This window comes from Mesorhizobium sp. M0016 (genome assembly GCF_040324035.1).
Taxonomy (GTDB): Bacteria; Pseudomonadota; Alphaproteobacteria; order Rhizobiales; family Rhizobiaceae; genus Mesorhizobium.
In genome coordinates, this window is record NZ_JAMYVM010000010.1 from 92,633 (window position 1) to 108,838 (window position 16,206).

A 16,206-nucleotide genomic window follows, 5' to 3' on the forward strand; every position below is an offset into this window, starting at 1 on the left:
CGGCCTTCGCAAACTTCCAACGTTGCAGGATGGACGGCAGCGCAGAAACTGCTGATCTCCCCCCTTGGGGGTGAGATGTCCGGCAGGCCAGAGGGGGGTGTGCCAGAACGCCATCATCGCAGATCAATCATCTCAAAACGCCACCCGGTCCCCACCCTTCAGCGCCAGCATCTCCCGCGCCTCCGCCGGTGTGGCCACCTCCAACGACAGGCCATCGAGAATGCCACGTATCCTGCGCACCTGGTCGGCGTTGGATTTCGCCAGCTGGCGTCCGTCGTAGAGACTGTCCTCCAGCCCGACGCGGACATTGCCGCCCATCGCCGCTGCGATCGAGATCAGCGGCATCTGGTGGCGGCCGGCGGCGAGCACCGAGAACTGGTAGCTGTCGCCGAACAGCTTGTCGGCAATGCGCTTCATGTGGATGAGATTGTCGGGATCGGCACCGATGCCACCCAGAATGCCGAGCACGAATTGAATGAACAGCGGCCCCGACACCAGCCCGCGGTCGCGGAAATGCGCCAGCGAATAGAGATGGCCGACATCGTAGCATTCGAACTCGAAGCGCGTGCCGCAGCCCTTGCCGAGCTTTTCGAGCACGCCTTCCATATCGGCAAAGGTGTTCTTGAAGATGGTGTCGCGGGTGGCTTCGAGCAGCTTTGGTTCCCACTCGTGCTGCCATTCCCTTGGCTTGTCGAGCATCGGGAACAGCGCGAAATTCATCGAGCCCATGTTCAGCGAACACATTTCCGGCTCGGCCCGCAGTGGTGCCGCCAGCCGCTGGTCGAGCGTCATCAGCGACGAACCGCCGGTGGTGATGTTGATCACCGCATCGGTCGCTTGCTTGATGCGCGGCAGGAACTGCATGAACACCTCAGGATCGGCGGTCGGCCGGCCGTCTTTGGGATCGCGGGCGTGGAGATGCAGGATTGAGGCGCCAGCCTCGGCCGCCGCGATGGCGTCGGTCGCGATCTGGTCCGGCGTCACCGGCAGATAGGGCGACATGGACGGGGTGTGCACCGAGCCAGTGACCGCGCAGGTGATGATGACTTTCCTCGGCGCCATTCTTTAGCCCTCAGCCTTCGACCGGCAGGTCGAGTTCGGCGGCCAGAACTTCCAGCGAATCGCCGATGATGGAAATGATCTCGCCGACCTCTTCAGCCGTGACGATCATCGGCGGCGCCACCATGAAATTGTCGCCGTCGACACCGCCCTTGACCCTGCGGCCGTAGATGATCAGCCCGCGCTCGTAGGCGAGGTCGAGCAGGCGCTGCGTGGCTTTCTTGCCCTGTTCGATCGGCCGTAGAGTTTCGGGATCGGCAACCATCTCGGCGCCGGTGAGCAGGCCTTTGCCTCGGACATCGGCGATGAACGGAAAACGCTTCGCCAGCGCTTTCAGCCCGTCCATCAGCACGTCGCCCATCGCGGCGGCATTGGCGATCAGGTCGAGGCGGTCCATCTCGCCGAGCACGGCGAGCCCGGCCGCGCAGGCGAGCGGATTGCCAGCATAGGTGTGGCCATGCTGGAAGCCGCCCGACGCCAGCAGCGGCTCGACCAGCCGCATCGGGGCGGCCAGCGCGCCGAGCGGCGCATAGCCGGAGCCAAGCCCCTTCGACAGCGCGACGATGTCGGGCTTGCAGTTCCAATGGTCGCCGCCAAGGAATTTTCCGGTGCGGCCGGCGCCGCTCATCACTTCATCATGGATGAGCAGGATGCCGTAGCGGTCGCAGATCTCGCGTATACGCGGATAATAGCTGTCCGGTGCGACGAGGGCCGAAGTCGCCGCACCGCCGATCGGCTCCATGATGAAGGCGAGCACGCTGTCCGGGCCCTCGGCCTGGATCTTCTCCTCCAGCATGTCGGCATAACGGACGCCGCGCTGCTCCATCGAAAGATTGTCGCGGTCGCGCCATGCCGTCGGCGCCGGCACGGTCGGCATCACCCGCATCATCGGTGTGAACGTTTCGGCCAGCGCATCGTCGCCGGTTATCGAAAGCGAACCCAGCGTGCCGCCATGATAGGAGGGAAAACGCGTGATAACCTTCCAGCGCTTCGGCTGGCCGGTCGCGACCGCCCATTGCCGCGCCAGCTTGATGCAGGATTCCGTCGCCTCCGAACCGCCGGAGACGAAGAAGATTCGGTCCATGCCCTCCGGCAGTTTGCCGGCGAGCTCCCGCGCCAGTTCTTCCGCCTGCTCGTTCTCGAAATGCAGCCGGTAGGCGAAGGTGGCGCGGTCCATCTGCCGCTTCATGGCGTCCAGCACATTGCGGTTGGAGTGACCGATATTGGCGACCATCGGCCCGCTCGATCCGTCGATGAAGCGGCGGCCGTCCTGCGTCCACATATAGATGCCTTCGGCGCGGTCGATCAGCGGCCGGCGCAGGCTGGAGAGGTAGAACAGGTGCGATGGCGCGCGCGTTTCTGAACCAGTTGATGAGGGCTTCTGCATGTCAGGTCTTTCCGAGATAGCGGTCGATTACATTCCTGGTCACGCGCTCGACCATGGGATCCTGCCTGAGCAGGCCGGCGACCCATTCGCAGCTTCCGGCGTGGAAAACCTCGCCCTTGCCGCGCGGAAAATTGACGATCATGCCGTTGCCGCGTTTGACCTTTTCCAGATTGGCGTCGGTCGCCTCGCCAAACAGCGTTTCGGCCGTAAAGCGGCCATCCTCGTCGGCGAGAAACTGGTCCTCGATCGGGATATCGGCGCTTTCCTCGACCTGGCTCGCCATGCCGACGGCCAGCACCTGCAGCCCGTCAGGCGCACCGCTGTCCGGTGTCGGATAGGGCAGGCCGCCGCGGATCTCGAAATCGAGCCCGTCGACCTCATAGCCATAGACATGACTGTCGGCGCCAAGCAGGTCGCCATAATAGATTCCGGTGCCGGCAAAGGCCCAATGCTCGGGCCGATAGACCGGAAAGCCGCGCACGCCGCGCGGCGCGCAGCCGCCCCAGCCGGCATAGACGCCCCTCGTTGCGTTAAGGCCGAAGGTCAGAGCGCCGGGACGGCCGATCTCCGGCGCTTCCCAGGAGTTGGTGGCGCGGGTGACGTCGCCGCCATAGGCCGGGTCTTCGGCCCGCGCGCGGTATTTGTAACAGACCTGCCGGCGGCCTTCGTCCTCGAGCCTTGTCTGCCACATGAAATTGCCGGCAAAGCGCGCCGCATGGCCGCCGCGCTCGACGTAGCTGTCGACGGCGTCCCGCATCTCCCAGGTCCAGTACTCGTCATGGCCGACGAAGACCACACAGTCATAACCATCGAGGATTTCGGGCGAGAAGTGCAAATCGTGCTGGCTGGCGAGATCGACGCCATAGCCGGCGCGCTCGGCAAAGCGGAAGAAGTGGCTGTCATAGCTCGCCCAGCCGGAGGAGGTGTATTTCTTCGAATGTCCCGTGGCGTACGCCCATTCCATGTGCGGATAGCGCGGCACTGTTTTCGGCGGCACGGCAACCTCCAGCGGCACGCGCGGCGCGTCCTTGGGCAACACCACGAAGCCACGGCACCAAGGCCGCTGCGTCGACACCATGCGCGCATACTGGTCGCGGCCCGGGCCGGTGATGCCCTGATAGGCGTTGGAGCCGCCCCATGTGTTGTAGGACAGCCAGGTGCCGGTCGCCGCCACCTGCAGCACGCGACCGGGTTTGCTGCCGGGCAGGAGCGCGACGATGATGAGGTGATGGCAAAGGATAGCTTTGCCGTCGCGCCCGTCTGCCGTCAGCGTCAGCCGATAGGCGCCGGATGGCCAATCCTTGCCGATGCGAAATTCGAAAGACGCCTCCCAGCCGCAGCCTTCGACCGAGCACTGGTCGGGCGTATCCTGCCAGCGCGCCGAAAGCCCCGTTTGCTCGAAGACTTTTGTCTCGCTGCCGCCGTCGCGGACAATGACAATGCTGAAGCGCGGCACTGTCGAACTGACATGCAGCGTCACGGTCTCGCCGGCGCGGTAGGAAAAGCGGTTGGAATAACACCAGATCTCGCCGCGCTCGCCGTCCATTCCCGGCCATTCATAGTAATGGCCGCGCACTGCCTCGCGGCGCTGCTCGGGCGTCAGTCCGAAATCGGGAAATTCGGTTGGCAGATGGGTCATGAACACCGGAAAAGTGACAGGCCGCCATTTCGGCCATCTGCCGGCCAAGCGTCAAATGGAAACGATCGGGCCAGCAATTGCATACGACACAATTGCTTGGCCGCTCTTGGCCGCACCCGGCAAACCGACTATCTCAGGCGAGGCGGTATGTTCCGCCTCGGGAGCCGGCATGCTGAGAGTGCAGAAGGTCAAGGTCGACGACATCTACGTGCCGACGGCGCGCAAGAAGACGCTGCATCCCGAAACGGTCCGGCACCTGGCCGAAGACATACTGGAAAACGGCATGAAGACGCCGATCCAGGTTCGCAATGACGGCAAGCGCCACATCCTGGTCGAGGGCCTGCACCGGCTGGAAGCCGCCAAATGGCTCGGCGAGACCGAGATCGACGCCTATCTGGTGCAGGCCAAGCGCCACTGAGGCGCGCGACCCGATCGACAAACAGCCAAACCGGTCATTCCTCCGCGGATTTTTTCGCAGGGCATGTCGGCACGCGGCGTGCTTGCTCGTCCTTGGGGCGGAACCCGAGGAGACCGACATGTCCAGACCAATCTATTTCGCCATTCTTGCCTCGGTCGCTGCCTTGTTCGTAGCGCCCGGCCCAGCCAATGCAGAGGAGACCAAGCCCGCCATGACCACCGAGGCAACAGCCATGCCGAAGCCGGAAAAGTCCGGCCTGCTGCCGATCGACGGCCTGAATTACTACTATGCCGTCTACGGCAAGGGCGAACCGCTGCTTCTGCTGCATGGCGGCCTTGGCACGTCGGACATGTTCGCGCCGCTGCTGCCGAAGCTGGCGGAAAACCGCACCATCATTGCCGTCGACCTGCAGGGCCATGGCCGCACCGCGCTCGGCGAGCGACCCTTCAGCCTGGAGGGGATGGGCGACGACATGGCTGGTATCGTCAAGGCGCTCGGCTATGACAAGGTCGACGTGCTTGGCTATTCGCTGGGCGGCGGCGTCGCCTTCCGTATGGCCGTTCAGCATCCCGAGACGGTGCGCCGGCTGGTCCTGGTCTCGACCGGCTTCGCCGCCAATGGCTTCTATGACGAGATGCGCGGCCAGCAGGCGCAGGTGAGCGCGGCCGCCGCCGATTTCATGAAGGACACGCCGATGTACAAATCCTACGTCGCCGTCGCCCCACGTCCCGACGATTTCCCTAAACTGCTCGATGCGCTGGGCAATTTCATGCGCAAGGATTACGACTATTCCGCCGATGTGGCGAAGCTGAAGATGCCAGTTATGCTGGCCTATGGCGACAGCGACATGTACAAGCCCGAGCACGAGATCAGGTTCTACCAGATGATCGGCGGCGGGCTGAAGGATGCCGGCTGGATGCGTGAGAACCTGTCGCAGAACCGGCTGGCCATCATTCCCAACCGCACCCACTACGACGTCTTCTTCGCACCGGAACTGACGGCCGCGGCACTGCCCTTCCTCAATGGCGAAACCAAGGTGAAGACCTGGGACGAAGTCCTCAGCGAAACGAAATAGCTTGCCTGAGATACATGCCGGCCGTCTCGAAGAGGCGGCCGGCTTTTTTGTGCCTGCGAAACCACGAAGCCCTGGCGCAGCCATTAGTCCTATCGGCGCAATCGATGGCGCCATCAGGGCTTTTCAATTGACCGAAAGGTACCTGTCGATATCATCAAGAGACCTTCAGTGTGATGGGTTCGAATGATGACGAAATACCAGGGCGGATGCCATTGCGGGGCAGTGCGCTACGGCACCGAGGCGGCGCCGCTCAATCAGCGCGTCTGCCATTGCCGGCGCTGCCAGAAGGTGATCGGCGCGGCCTTCAACGCCCGCCTTTTGTTTCGCATCGACGATGTCACCGTCGAGGGAGAGGTGGCGACGGTCAACACCTCTCCGGACCTCAAGCGCGGCTTTTGCGCCGCTTGCGGCACCACGCTGTTTTCCCGACGCGACTCCGCCGGCATCGTCGGCATCACCACCGGCTCGCTCGACGATCCCTCGCTGTTCAAGCCGGAGATGCATATGTGGACCGCCTCGAAGCAGCCCTGGCTGCAGCTCGATGACGGCCTGCCGCACCATGAAGGCGCGCCGCCTCCGAACTGACGCCGGCCTTACCGGAAATTAATCCCGAAACCACGACATAGCCGGCAAAGCGTCATTGGCGGGCCATGATTGGCTGCCTATCTATCGTCTGCGGGCCGGTATCGAGGAGACGACCGATGAGCGACAGAATCAGCACCCTGGACGAGCTTTTGAGCGATCCGATGGTCCTCCTCGTCATGGAGCGTGACCGCGTGCGCCCCGAACAGGTTCGCCTGCTGCTCGAACGTGCCCGCCGCCCGGCGGCCGACGCCGTGCCACCGGCGCATGTGGTGGCGAAAAGCTGCATGCAGCAATGGCTGGGAAGGTAAGGGCTTCCCCTTCTCCCCTTGTGGGAGAAGGTGGCCGAGCGAAGCTCGGTCGGATGAGGGGTGTTCCAGGGAACGCCAACGCCTCACTCCGCTGGAACACCCCTCATCCGTCTCGGCGCTACGCGCCGATCCACCTTCTCCCACAGGGGGAGAAGACAAGAGGGCCAATTCCTAACAACTTGATTCAAACTTTGTTGGTAATTTCTCGTTAGTAATCGAGGCCGGTTTGTCCGGCGGCGTCTGTTTGCCTTCGGTCTGTTGTGTTTTGCGTACAGGTCCAGATGCGGATTTCAGCCGTCGTCAGTTTCATGTTGGCATCGCTGTGGCTTGCCGGCTGTTCGTCCACAGCGGGCGTCGATGGCTTGCAACCGTCGAACGAGACGACCAGTTCGGTCGTGCGTCCGAGCGCGCCGGTCGCAGCGGCTCCGGCGGAGACCGCCGACCTCGCGCCGATGCGGTCCGACATGGTGGCCGACAACGCTGTGGCCGACAATGCGCCGCCCTTTTCCATGGTCGAGGAAGAAGAGGCCATCGTCGCGGGCACGCCGCAGGGGAGCACCAGACCACAGCTCGAGCCCGCCGCTCTGATGTCTGCGCCGAAGCGGTTGACGCGCGCGGCGCCGGCCATGCTGGCCTCGCCGGTCACCCGCTACGGTTTCCGCGACGCCAAGCCGATCAATTTCGGCAAGGCTTCGCCACGCTACCTTGCCGTCCACGGCGTCGACGTCTCGCGCTGGCAGGGCAATGTCAACTGGGGCAAGCTGCGTACCCAGGGCGCCAACTTCGCCTATATCAAGGCGACCGATGGCGGCGACCATCTCGACCCGATGTTCATGAAGAACTGGCGCAATGCCGACGCCGCCGGGCTGAAGCGCGGCGCCTATCATTTCTTCTACTGGTGCCGCACTGCGGGCGAGCAGGCCGACTGGTTCATCCGCAATGTGCCGAGGGTCGAAGGCGCGCTGCCACCGGTAATCGATGTCGAGTGGAACGGCGAATCTTCCTGCAAGCGGCGGCCGTCGCGGGCCACCGTGCTGGAAAAGATGAAGGTGTTCATGGACAAGCTGGAGCGCCATTACGGCCAGCGGCCCATCATCTACACCGCACCGGATTTCTATCGCGACAATCTCAAGGGTGCGTTTCTCGATTATCCGTTCTGGCTGCGCGCCGTGGCGCGGCATCCCTCAAAAGTCTATCCCGGCCGCAAATGGCTATTCTGGCAGTACTCCGGCTCCGGCCTGTCGCACGGCGTGACCGGCCGCATCGACCTCAACGTCTTCCATGGCGACGAGCGCGCCTGGCGGGCATGGGCAGGCGGGCAGACGACCGTCGCCGACGCCGATTGAACGTCAGGCCCGGTGCCGGTGCGCCTGCGCTGCCTGCCGCTGCGCCTTGGGTTGAATTTTCAGCGTCTCGCTAACGATCCGCTCACTGTGTCCTTTAGCGGTATCGCAACAGCCTTCCGGTAACGTGCCCGTGATCGGGTTTTCGGAGGGATCCATGCGCAATCCAGTTGTGGCTGTCGCACTTGCCGCCGCCGTCGGCTACGGGTTTTTCAGTTCGCTCGGCCACATGCCGGGCGGAAGTGGCGCTTCGCTGGCGGAGTCGAAGCAGAACGTCGTGTCCTATTCCACCGAGGACAAGGCGATGCAGGCCGCCAAGGACAGCGGCCGCTCGACCCTCAAGCGCTTCCACGAACTGATGGACGCCGGCACGCCGGGCACCTACACGGTAAAATTCCCGCTGACCCAGAACGGCGCCACCGAGCATATTTGGCTGCAGCTGGTGGGCTACAGCGAAGGCTCCTATATCGGCCTGCTTGCTGACGTGCCGGTCAATGGCAACAAGTACAAGATGGGCGACAGGATGACGGTAACCGAGGCCGACGTCGAGGACTGGATGATCAAGAACGGCAAGGTGATCTACGGCGGCTACACCACGCGCCAGGCGCTTGCGGATATGCCGAAGGAACAGGTCGCCAAGTACGGGTTGACCTTTAAGGATTAGACACGGGCGAGCTTGATCGTGGCGCCTTGAGGGTTATCGAGCCGTTCGCGTTCGCGTATCTCTGCCGTTTGCGCCAGCACCCAGTCGCGAAACACCTTGATTTTGGGCGCGTTGCGGCGGCTCTCCAGATGCACCAGCCAATAGCCGTCGCCGTCCGAGCCAAGCACGTCGAATGGCTGTATCAACTGGCCCTTTTCCAACAGGGCGCTGTAAAGGTTTCTGGTGAGGATCGCGGCGCCCTTGTCGGTCAGCGCCGCCATCGCATCATAGGCCTGCGTACCCAGCTTCGGGCCAGCGATGACGCGATCGGGCTCGAACGGCACGCCGGCAGCCTTGAACCAGATTTCCCACCAGGGATCGTCGGCACAGCATAGCGGCAGTTGGTAGAGATCCTCAGGGCGGTGGATGCCGCCGACGCTTTCGGCGAGTCTCGGGCTGAGCATCGGCGTATAGTCCGCCTTGAACAGATAGTGAGCCGTCAGGCCCGGCCATTTTCCACTGCCGGTGCGAATGCCGACATCCATGTCGCCGCGCGTGAAATCGACCAGCCCGTGCGATGTATTCACCTTCACGGCAAGATCGGGATGCATCAGCTGGAATGTTCCAAGCCATACGGCCAGCCAGTTCGATGCGAAGGTTTCCATGGTCGTCACCGACAGCACGCCGGTCGCTCCACCCTTGGTGGCGACCCATGCGTCGGCCAGGGTCGAGAACGCGCCTGTTGCGTGCGGCGCCAGCTGCTGTCCGGCCTCGGTCAGCGCGATCTGCCTTGTTTTTCTTATGAAAAGCGGCGTTCCGGCACGTTCTTCCAGCACCTTTATCTGATAGCTGGCAGCTGATTGGGTCATGCCGAGTTCTTCGGCTGCCTTGGTGAAACTGCCCAGCCGGGCCGCGGCTTCAAAGACCCTGATGGCTCCTAATGGTGGTAGTTCCCAGCTCATGACGCATCAATCCCGCTGATGCATACTACGCGACGTTCGATTGGAAACCAAGCCCGGAAAACGGCATGCTGCATTCATCGGATCAAACCCTGGAGGATACGGCAATGACCACCACCATCGCTCTCTACAACACGCTTCGCCGCCCGGTGCTCGACCTCTTCACCGCGCCGTTCAGGCCTCGCAAGCGCGGCCTGCTCGACCGCCGCTCGCTGTCGGATCATTTCCTCAGGGATATCGGTATGCTTGACGGACGCGTGCCTCCCGGCACCATTGGCTAACAAGCTCTTTGACCAGGGGAGGGAAAGATGACTGTGCCATCCGAGGATCTGGCGAAGAGCCGCCAAACGATCAACGCCTATGAGGACTATGCCGAACGCTACGACGCTCTGGTGCGGCACGTTCCGAACCAAAGAGAACAGAAATGGCTGAAGCGCCTGGTGAAGATCGCCGGCAAAGGTGGCCGGATTCTGGAAGTCGGTTCGGGGCCCGGATACGATGCGGACTTCGTCGAAGGGCTCGGTGTCCAGGTTCGGCGCACAGACGCAACGAAGCGGTTTCTCGAGTTGCAGGCCGCACGCGGCAAGCATGGTGAGTTTCTCGATCTCATCACCGACGATCTCGGCGGCCCCTACGACGCGGTGCTCGCATTGTGCGTCCTGATCCACGTGCCGCGCGAGCAGGCCGACCAGGTGCTTGCCAAGATTGCCGGGTCGCTGCGGCCGGGCGGCGCCTTCCTCGTCTCGATGCGCATTGGCGATGGCGAGAAGAGCGGCGAATATCATACGGTCTACTGGCGCAGGGACGACTTCGCGGCCCGACTCGAAAACGCCGGGCTGGTTCTTGTCGGAGACGAATTCAACGTCGGCCGCGATCGCGAAGAGTGGACCACCTTTCTGGCTGTGAGGCCGTCATGACGCGCCGCGGACTGTTTTTGTTCGTGCTGCTCAGCCTCCTGTGGGGCATTCCCTATTTGTTGATCAAGCTAGCGGTTGCCGAGGTGTCGGTGCCCTTCCTGGTCTTTGCCCGAACAGCCGTCGGCGCGCTCGCGCTGCTGCCCTTCGTCCTTGTCCAGCGCAGTTTCGGATGGCTGAAGACACATTGGCGGGCGGTCGCCGCATTCTGTCTGGTCGAGATGATCCTGCCATGGGGGCTGATCACCCATGGCGAAGTCAGCATCGACAGTTCCACCGCCGGACTGCTGATTGCCATGACGCCGGCCGTAACCGTCGCGCTCTCAAAGCTGATGGGCTCGGATGAGCGACTGGGGATACGCCGCTGGACCGGCCTTTTCCTCGGTTTTGCCGGTGTCTTCGTGCTGGCGCTGCCGACCTTGGGTGGCGGATTTCTCGCGGTCGTCGAGATTCTCATGGCCGCGGCCTGCTATGCCTCGGGTTCGATCATCGCGTCGCGCTGGCTGAACGATGTGCCGGCAACCTCGCTGACGGCAGTCTGTCTGGCAGGGGCCGCGCTGATCTACGCCGTGCCGGCGGCGTTGGCCTGGCCGGCGGCCATGCCGTCGACAACGGTGGTTGGCGCAATCCTCGGTCTTGGCGTGTTTTGCACGGCGATTGCCTTCGCCACCTATTTCCTGCTGGTGCGGGAGATCGGCCCCGAACGGGCGGTCGTCATCACCTATGTGGCGCCCGCCGTCTCCGTGGCAGCCGGCGTGCTCGTCCTTTCGGAGCCGCTCGATATCGGCATTGTCGCGGCCTTCGCGCTCATCCTGTGCGGATCATATCTCGGCACGTGGCGCGCTCCGCCAGAACCGTCCGTGTCCGCGACCTCGGCAAGTTGACCGGCGGCCGCCAGCCGCCGTCAGAAATAAGGTCGCAGGTTCTCGCGAATGCGGTCCAGCACCGTCTTTCCCGAGATATCGGCGGTGAAGGTCTTGCCGGTGATGGTCTCAAAGGCCTGCGTGTAAACCCGCGATGTCTGCTCGATGAGCTCGGCGGGGATTTTCGGAATACGATCCTTGTAGGGATCGCAGCGCGCGGTCACCCAGGCGCGAATAAAATCCTTGTCGAAGCTTTGCGGCCGCTCGCCTGCCTTGAAACGCTCTTCATAGCTTGCCGCAAGCCAGTAGCGGCTTGAGTCGGGCGTATGGATTTCATCGGCAAGGATGATGGCGCCATCCTTGTCCGTGCCGAACTCGTACTTGGTGTCGACCAGGATCAGGCCGCGTTTGGCGGCCAGCGCCTTGCCGCGCGCAAACAGCGCCAGCGCATAGCGCGAGACGGTGTCCCATTGCTCTTCCGACAACAGGCCGCGCGTCAGGATCTCGTCACGCGTCAAGGGCTCGTCATGGCCGCCATCGAGCGCCTTGCTGGTCGGCGTGATGATGGCCTGCGGCAGCTTCTCATTGTCGCGCAATCCGTCCGGCAGGCGGATGCCGTACATATCGCGTTCGCCGTTCTTGTATTTCGTCAGCACCGAAGTGCTGGTGGTGCCGGCGAGATAGTCGCGAACGACGATTTCCACCGGCAGAATGTCGAGCCTGGTGCCGACGACGACATTGGGGTCGGGATAATCGAGCACATGGTTGGGGCAGATATCCGCCGTTTCCTCGAACCAGTAGCGCGCCGTCTGCGTCAGCAGCTCTCCCTTGAGCGGTATTGCGGTCAGGATCACATCGAAGGCGCTCAGCCGGTCGGTGGCGATGATGATGCGGCGGCCATCCGGCAGATCGTAATTCTCGCGGACCTTGCCTTTATAGTGGTTCGGGAGTTCCGGAATGAAGGCATCCGAGAGAACGCGCAGTGCTGTCATCCTGGTCTCGTGGCTCCTAACAGTTTGGGCGACTCTTAACAAAGTTGGCGGGGCTTCGATACCCGAGGAAGGGCGGTTCGTCCTTTGCGAATAATCAAGACATTGCCTTCGCCGTGCTATCTATTTGCAGCTTCCTGTACTCCTGGGGGACGCGGTGGACGTAGAGCTCAAATTTCTGATTGTCGGATTTGCCTGCGCGATCGCGGGTGGTCTGTCGTTCATCACCTTCGTCAAATGGCGCGAGGTGCAGGCGATGAGCCACTGGCTGCCGGCGCCGGGCAAGATCATCTCGTCGCGCGTCGAGGCGCGTGAAGTCAGAAGGTCGGGCGTCGGCTCGGACAGCAGCGACACCACCGAGATGCGCAATTTTCCGGCGATCACCTTCGAATACAAGGTCGGTAAAAAGAAATATCAAAGCTCGCGCTACAGCGTGAAGGAGAATCTGGGGAATTTCGAAGTCACCGAAACCCTGGCGCAGTTTCCCACCGGCGCTGAAGTGACCGTCTTCTACAATCCGGCCAATCCGGGCAAGGCCGTGATCGAACGCACCCTGCCGGACGGCGCCTTCAAGTTCATGGTCAAGCTCTCGGCCTGGCTGGTGATCGGCACGGTGGTGTTGGTGTTTTCGCTCGGTGGCGTGCTGGAGGCGATCCGGCCGCACCTGCCCAAGCCGCAGAACCTCGGCGCCGGAGCGCTGCTGCTGTTCATGGGCCTGATGATCCTGCGCATGGCCTTCGTCCAGAAGTCGCTTGCCGAGCAGGCGGCAAAATGGCCGGTCGCGCCCGGCCGCATCGATTCCTCCGGTCTGCAGGCGCTACGAAACTACAGGGGCCACCGACGCTGGAGCACCGTTTTCAAATCCCGCATCGTGTACAGCTACGGCGTCGCAGGCCAGCACTACACCTCAGACCGCGTCACCTTCGGCGCCACGGTCACCGCTTCAATGCCCGGCCTCGTCAGCGGCCAAGGGCGCAGCTATGCCGAGGGCGGCAAGGTCGACGTGCATTACGACCCAGCCAACCCCGCCTCGGCAGTGCTGGAATGCAGGGTGCGCGGGCTTTGGCTGCTGTGGGTCTGTTCGGCCGCGTTTTTGGGCGGCGCGGCTTGGCTGGTCGGTTTTATCTGAGGCGCCACTTTTATGACGAGACATCCAATGATCGTTCGCAGGCTGGCCGTCGTTTGCCTGGCTCTGCTCGGCGCCGTGCAGGCAGCGAGCGCAAGAGAGTGTCTGCTAAGCCACGCCACCTATCGCGAGCCGCGTTCGGGCGCGGTGTTGCAATTCCGCCCGCTCGACAATGAACCGGCGGCACTGACGGCCGAAGTGTTTTCGGTGACCGTCCCCAACACCGACACGCGCTTGCCGGCCGACATCACCTGGACCAATGGCAAAAATTCGTTTCCGCTCGGCACCATCCGCCATGCCTGCACCGACGACGACCGCGAAGCGGGGCTGGAGGACGGCAGCGGGATGTGCCGGATATGGATGGGCCAGGTCTATGCGTTGACCGGAGGCGGCGCCGAGCAGCTGAATTCGCGCGAACCGACACCGGCGCCGAAAGGGCTGTTGCTGCCCGATTTCGGCGCGGGCTTCACCGAATTTGCCGATTTCGCCAATGCCAATCCGGACGGCTCGGCGTGGGACGCCTTCACATTGACAGGATGCAGCGATGAATAACGCCATGAGATCAATTGTCTGGATTTGCGTGCTGTTTGCCGCCGCGGCGATATCAGCCGCTGCATATGCGGACGAGCCGTCGCCGTCGCGCCCGCCGATCGACAAATGCGTCTGGGAAAAAATGGCCGACAAGACGGTTGGGCTGGCCGCTTGGGCGCAGCGCTGCGATTTCGGCTTCCGCCAGATCCATTTCGAGTTCGCCGGCAATGCGCTCGCCATCAAATACAGCGATGGCGGCGCGCCCGATCCACTGGTCGAGGTATTCGATATTAAGGCAGGCGAAACCGCCGAGCCTGCGGTGCTGCGCCTGCTATTGGACAAGACCGACAAATCAGTCAGCGCCCGCTGCGTGCTGGTACCCTACACCGAAGGCACCGTGCCCGCCGGCGTCAAACGCTACACATTCAGCCCTGATGCTGCCTATGCCAAAGAGCTGAAAGCGGTGGTGAGTGATGACGTTCCCGAACCACCCTGCGGCGACTGGGGCGAAATGCCCGACGGCATCCAGTACTTCGAGGTACCGGCGGGGCGGAAGGTGCTGTTCGTACGGGCGGGGCAGGACGAGCCGTTGTTTGATGAGCAGACGCTGCGGGTGGTGTCGGCGGGGTAGGTGCTGAGATCCTGACCGCAGGATCTGTCTTATGCTTCGACGTATTCCGCGAGGCTGACGCCTTTCGGCACGTCCAGCCCATCGGCACGCAAGCCTTCGATGTGAAAGCGTATAGCGTCGCGAACTTCGGTTTCCACTTCTGGCACGGTCGCACCGGTCGCGATGCAGCCGGGTAAGTCCGGCACATAGGCAGAGAAATTGTTTCCTGTTTTTTCGATCACTACCGCGTAACGCATTGACCACTCACAGATCGGTTTGATCGATCAGCCTACTCAGGCCTTTCTTCGATTGTATGGAGACTGGTTTGTGGGCTTTAGGGACACCCCTTCCTCAGAAGCCTTCGATTGCACCGCTCCCGGTGTACGGCCAAGCTTTAGGCCGATAATGCGTGTAGGGGTGTTATCTTTCGCCAAAACCTTAAGCTGCTTAATCTCTGCCGGTTGCCATATCTTCCCTGAATTGCGTTCTGTCTTCGGTGTCTTAGCCATTTTATGACCTTTATTTGCGTTGCTGCTTTGTTCTACAAGGGTCTTACGTGCAAGGCAATCTGTCTTGCACGTAACGATTTAGTTTCTCGCAGCTAATTTAGGAATATCCCGTCACTCTGCATGCGGCACTCGCAGGCGTTCCTGCAGAGGGGTTTGGTATCTGGAGCAGTATTGCCCTATAGCCGCGCAGCAGCGGCGGATGCCGTCCATGCGGCGTAAATATCTATGCGTTGAGTGCGCCGCGCTGTGATTGCTTGCCGTTAAAAAATAACGAGAGTTGACCGAGGGGGTCCGGAGTTCGTTCCAACGAAGCTCTTTTTGGGAGTTCGGAAATTACAGCTTTGATCCAATTGCCATCGTTGGACGCAACGGTTTCATTTTTTCGTACTTTAAGCCGACTCAAGTGTCGACTAATTCTAATGGCCTGCTTCTCAGTCAATTTATATGACTTCCGAATTTCGTTTGCTGATTTATATTTTTTGCAAAAGGAATACGGATAAAGGAAGCAAAGAGCAAAAGCTGTTGCTTGCCATTCGGCGCTATTAGGTAGGGGGGTATTTCTGACGCTGTCGCTATATACTGCGTCAGCGTTATTCAGGCCAAGCGCCGCATACCTGTGATGTAGAAACAGGTGCCCAACCTCATGGAGGAGAACTTCCATAGCGAACGCCGACTTATTTGCGGCGGCCTCATAGATGCTCTCGGATACAACGATCCCCAGCGGGTCTTCAGAAATGAAGGCGCGCCGCGAGCCCATCGTTACATCGTCTTCTATGAAGAGATAAAGCCCCGGAAAAATCTTAGGTAAATCGATTTCCAGATATCGAATTATATCCAGTTCTCCTTCGCCAGGCCCAAACGCGGACGTCCGAATTGTCTCTGCCAAACGATTGATTTGGTGGAGAGAGGCTCCTTTGGCGACATAGACGTTTTTCATCGCACATCACCGTATCGTGGCTGCGAAACGCGCGTAAGCCTGTAAGTCGGGTCTTGGGCCGCAAGTGCTGCTTCAACCTCTTCGAGATCTAAGCCGAGAACTCCCATCGCCAGCACGACATAGTGCGCAGGGGGTATCTTTTGGCCACTCTCCATAAGAGAAATATCGCGGGGACTTGTATTTACCAGTTTTGCCATTTCAGGTCGGGTCATTGTCATGGCTGTACGCCCTTCGGTACATTGCTGTCCAAAGGGCGTAAGCTGGTAGTGGTCATTCGACGCCACAACTTTTGTTGTAGCCATTTCGGTGCT

Annotated in this window: 20 protein-coding genes; 12 read left to right on the forward strand and 8 right to left on the reverse strand. The window is 61.6% G+C overall.

The features are described 5' to 3' along the window. Window positions 1-132: 132 nt before the first annotated feature. Genes kce through NKJ88_RS16510 form a run of 3 tightly spaced genes read right to left on the reverse strand, consistent with a single transcriptional unit; the run spans window position 133 to window position 4,085 of the window. Window positions 133-1,062, reverse strand: a complete 930-nt coding sequence (gene kce, locus NKJ88_RS16500) for a 3,5-dioxohexanoate:acetyl-CoA acetone transferase (RefSeq protein WP_023816557.1) — start codon at window positions 1,060-1,062, stop codon at window positions 133-135. Between the two features lie 10 nt (window positions 1,063-1,072). Beyond that, window positions 1,073-2,446 carry an aminotransferase family protein gene (locus NKJ88_RS16505; protein WP_023825097.1) on the reverse strand — a complete coding sequence of 458 codons (1,374 nt, stop codon included), beginning with the start codon at window positions 2,444-2,446 and terminating at the stop codon, window positions 1,073-1,075. 1 nt (window position 2,447) lies between these two features. Further along, window positions 2,448-4,085: a N,N-dimethylformamidase beta subunit family domain-containing protein gene (locus NKJ88_RS16510; protein WP_023825096.1), complete on the reverse strand. Its 1,638-nt coding sequence runs from the start codon at window positions 4,083-4,085 to the stop codon at window positions 2,448-2,450. Between the two features lie 169 nt (window positions 4,086-4,254). On the opposite strand from NKJ88_RS16510, the gene NKJ88_RS16515 reads away from it, so the two are divergent. From NKJ88_RS16515 to NKJ88_RS16540, 6 genes are all read left to right on the forward strand, one after another. Next, a complete protein-coding gene (locus tag NKJ88_RS16515; protein WP_023694150.1) occupies window positions 4,255-4,503 on the forward strand; it encodes a ParB N-terminal domain-containing protein in 249 nt (82 codons plus the stop codon). 118 nt (window positions 4,504-4,621) lie between these two features. Then, the gene (locus tag NKJ88_RS16520) at window positions 4,622-5,578 is read left to right on the forward strand and encodes an alpha/beta fold hydrolase (RefSeq protein WP_352444721.1); all 957 of its coding nucleotides are present in this window, start codon (window positions 4,622-4,624) and stop codon (window positions 5,576-5,578) included. Window positions 5,579-5,764: 186 nt separating this feature from the next. After that, window positions 5,765-6,163: a GFA family protein gene (locus NKJ88_RS16525; RefSeq protein ID WP_023684918.1), complete on the forward strand. Its 399-nt coding sequence runs from the start codon at window positions 5,765-5,767 to the stop codon at window positions 6,161-6,163. A gap of 116 nt (window positions 6,164-6,279) precedes the next feature. Further along, on the forward strand, window positions 6,280-6,471 hold the full coding sequence (locus tag NKJ88_RS16530) for a hypothetical protein (protein WP_023669058.1): 192 nt from the start codon (window positions 6,280-6,282) through the stop codon (window positions 6,469-6,471). A 281-nt stretch (window positions 6,472-6,752) separates the two neighbouring features. After that, the gene (locus NKJ88_RS16535; protein ID WP_023825095.1) at window positions 6,753-7,817 is read left to right on the forward strand and encodes a glycoside hydrolase family 25 protein; all 1,065 of its coding nucleotides are present in this window, start codon (window positions 6,753-6,755) and stop codon (window positions 7,815-7,817) included. A 154-nt stretch (window positions 7,818-7,971) separates the two neighbouring features. After that, entirely contained in the window at window positions 7,972-8,478 is a 507-nt protein-coding gene (locus tag NKJ88_RS16540) for a DUF2314 domain-containing protein (RefSeq protein ID WP_023700830.1), read from the forward strand. On the opposite strand, the gene NKJ88_RS16545 is transcribed toward NKJ88_RS16540, so the two are convergent. After that, window positions 8,475-9,419 carry a LysR substrate-binding domain-containing protein gene (locus NKJ88_RS16545; RefSeq protein ID WP_023697598.1) on the reverse strand — a complete coding sequence of 315 codons (945 nt, stop codon included), beginning with the start codon at window positions 9,417-9,419 and terminating at the stop codon, window positions 8,475-8,477. The genes NKJ88_RS16540 and NKJ88_RS16545 overlap by 4 nt on opposite strands. A gap of 65 nt (window positions 9,420-9,484) precedes the next feature. Here NKJ88_RS16545 and NKJ88_RS16550 point away from each other — a divergent pair, with 65 nt between their 5' ends. Genes NKJ88_RS16550 through NKJ88_RS16560 form a run of 3 tightly spaced genes read left to right on the forward strand, consistent with a single transcriptional unit; the run spans window position 9,485 to window position 11,214 of the window. After that, the gene (locus NKJ88_RS16550; RefSeq protein ID WP_023697599.1) at window positions 9,485-9,697 is read left to right on the forward strand and encodes a hypothetical protein; all 213 of its coding nucleotides are present in this window, start codon (window positions 9,485-9,487) and stop codon (window positions 9,695-9,697) included. A 27-nt stretch (window positions 9,698-9,724) separates the two neighbouring features. Next, a complete protein-coding gene (locus NKJ88_RS16555; protein ID WP_023669053.1) occupies window positions 9,725-10,333 on the forward strand; it encodes a class I SAM-dependent DNA methyltransferase in 609 nt (202 codons plus the stop codon). Then, entirely contained in the window at window positions 10,330-11,214 is an 885-nt protein-coding gene (locus NKJ88_RS16560; RefSeq protein ID WP_023697600.1) for a DMT family transporter, read from the forward strand. The genes NKJ88_RS16555 and NKJ88_RS16560 overlap by 4 nt, the downstream gene beginning before the upstream one ends. A gap of 20 nt (window positions 11,215-11,234) precedes the next feature. On the opposite strand, the gene NKJ88_RS16565 is transcribed toward NKJ88_RS16560, so the two are convergent. Then, the gene (locus NKJ88_RS16565; RefSeq protein ID WP_023739359.1) at window positions 11,235-12,176 is read right to left on the reverse strand and encodes a phosphoribosylaminoimidazolesuccinocarboxamide synthase; all 942 of its coding nucleotides are present in this window, start codon (window positions 12,174-12,176) and stop codon (window positions 11,235-11,237) included. A 163-nt stretch (window positions 12,177-12,339) separates the two neighbouring features. Between NKJ88_RS16565 and NKJ88_RS16570 the strand changes: the two genes are divergently transcribed. Genes NKJ88_RS16570 through NKJ88_RS16580 form a run of 3 tightly spaced genes read left to right on the forward strand, consistent with a single transcriptional unit; the run spans window position 12,340 to window position 14,470 of the window. Beyond that, entirely contained in the window at window positions 12,340-13,311 is a 972-nt protein-coding gene (locus tag NKJ88_RS16570; RefSeq protein ID WP_352444725.1) for a DUF3592 domain-containing protein, read from the forward strand. Between the two features lie 27 nt (window positions 13,312-13,338). Further along, window positions 13,339-13,860 carry a hypothetical protein gene (locus tag NKJ88_RS16575; RefSeq protein ID WP_352444727.1) on the forward strand — a complete coding sequence of 174 codons (522 nt, stop codon included), beginning with the start codon at window positions 13,339-13,341 and terminating at the stop codon, window positions 13,858-13,860. Between the two features lie 28 nt (window positions 13,861-13,888). After that, the gene (locus tag NKJ88_RS16580) at window positions 13,889-14,470 is read left to right on the forward strand and encodes a hypothetical protein (RefSeq protein ID WP_352444729.1); all 582 of its coding nucleotides are present in this window, start codon (window positions 13,889-13,891) and stop codon (window positions 14,468-14,470) included. Between the two features lie 29 nt (window positions 14,471-14,499). On the opposite strand, the gene NKJ88_RS16585 is transcribed toward NKJ88_RS16580, so the two are convergent. From NKJ88_RS16585 to NKJ88_RS16595, 3 genes are all read right to left on the reverse strand, one after another. Further along, on the reverse strand, window positions 14,500-14,706 hold the full coding sequence (locus tag NKJ88_RS16585) for a type II toxin-antitoxin system HicB family antitoxin (protein ID WP_023816570.1): 207 nt from the start codon (window positions 14,704-14,706) through the stop codon (window positions 14,500-14,502). 475 nt (window positions 14,707-15,181) lie between these two features. Further along, the gene (locus NKJ88_RS16590) at window positions 15,182-15,895 is read right to left on the reverse strand and encodes an ImmA/IrrE family metallo-endopeptidase (protein WP_352444732.1); all 714 of its coding nucleotides are present in this window, start codon (window positions 15,893-15,895) and stop codon (window positions 15,182-15,184) included. Beyond that, complete coding sequence (locus NKJ88_RS16595) at window positions 15,892-16,197, reverse strand: helix-turn-helix domain-containing protein (protein WP_352444734.1); 306 nt, start codon at window positions 16,195-16,197, stop codon at window positions 15,892-15,894. The genes NKJ88_RS16590 and NKJ88_RS16595 overlap by 4 nt, the downstream gene beginning before the upstream one ends. Between the last annotated feature and the right edge of the window lie 9 nt (window positions 16,198-16,206).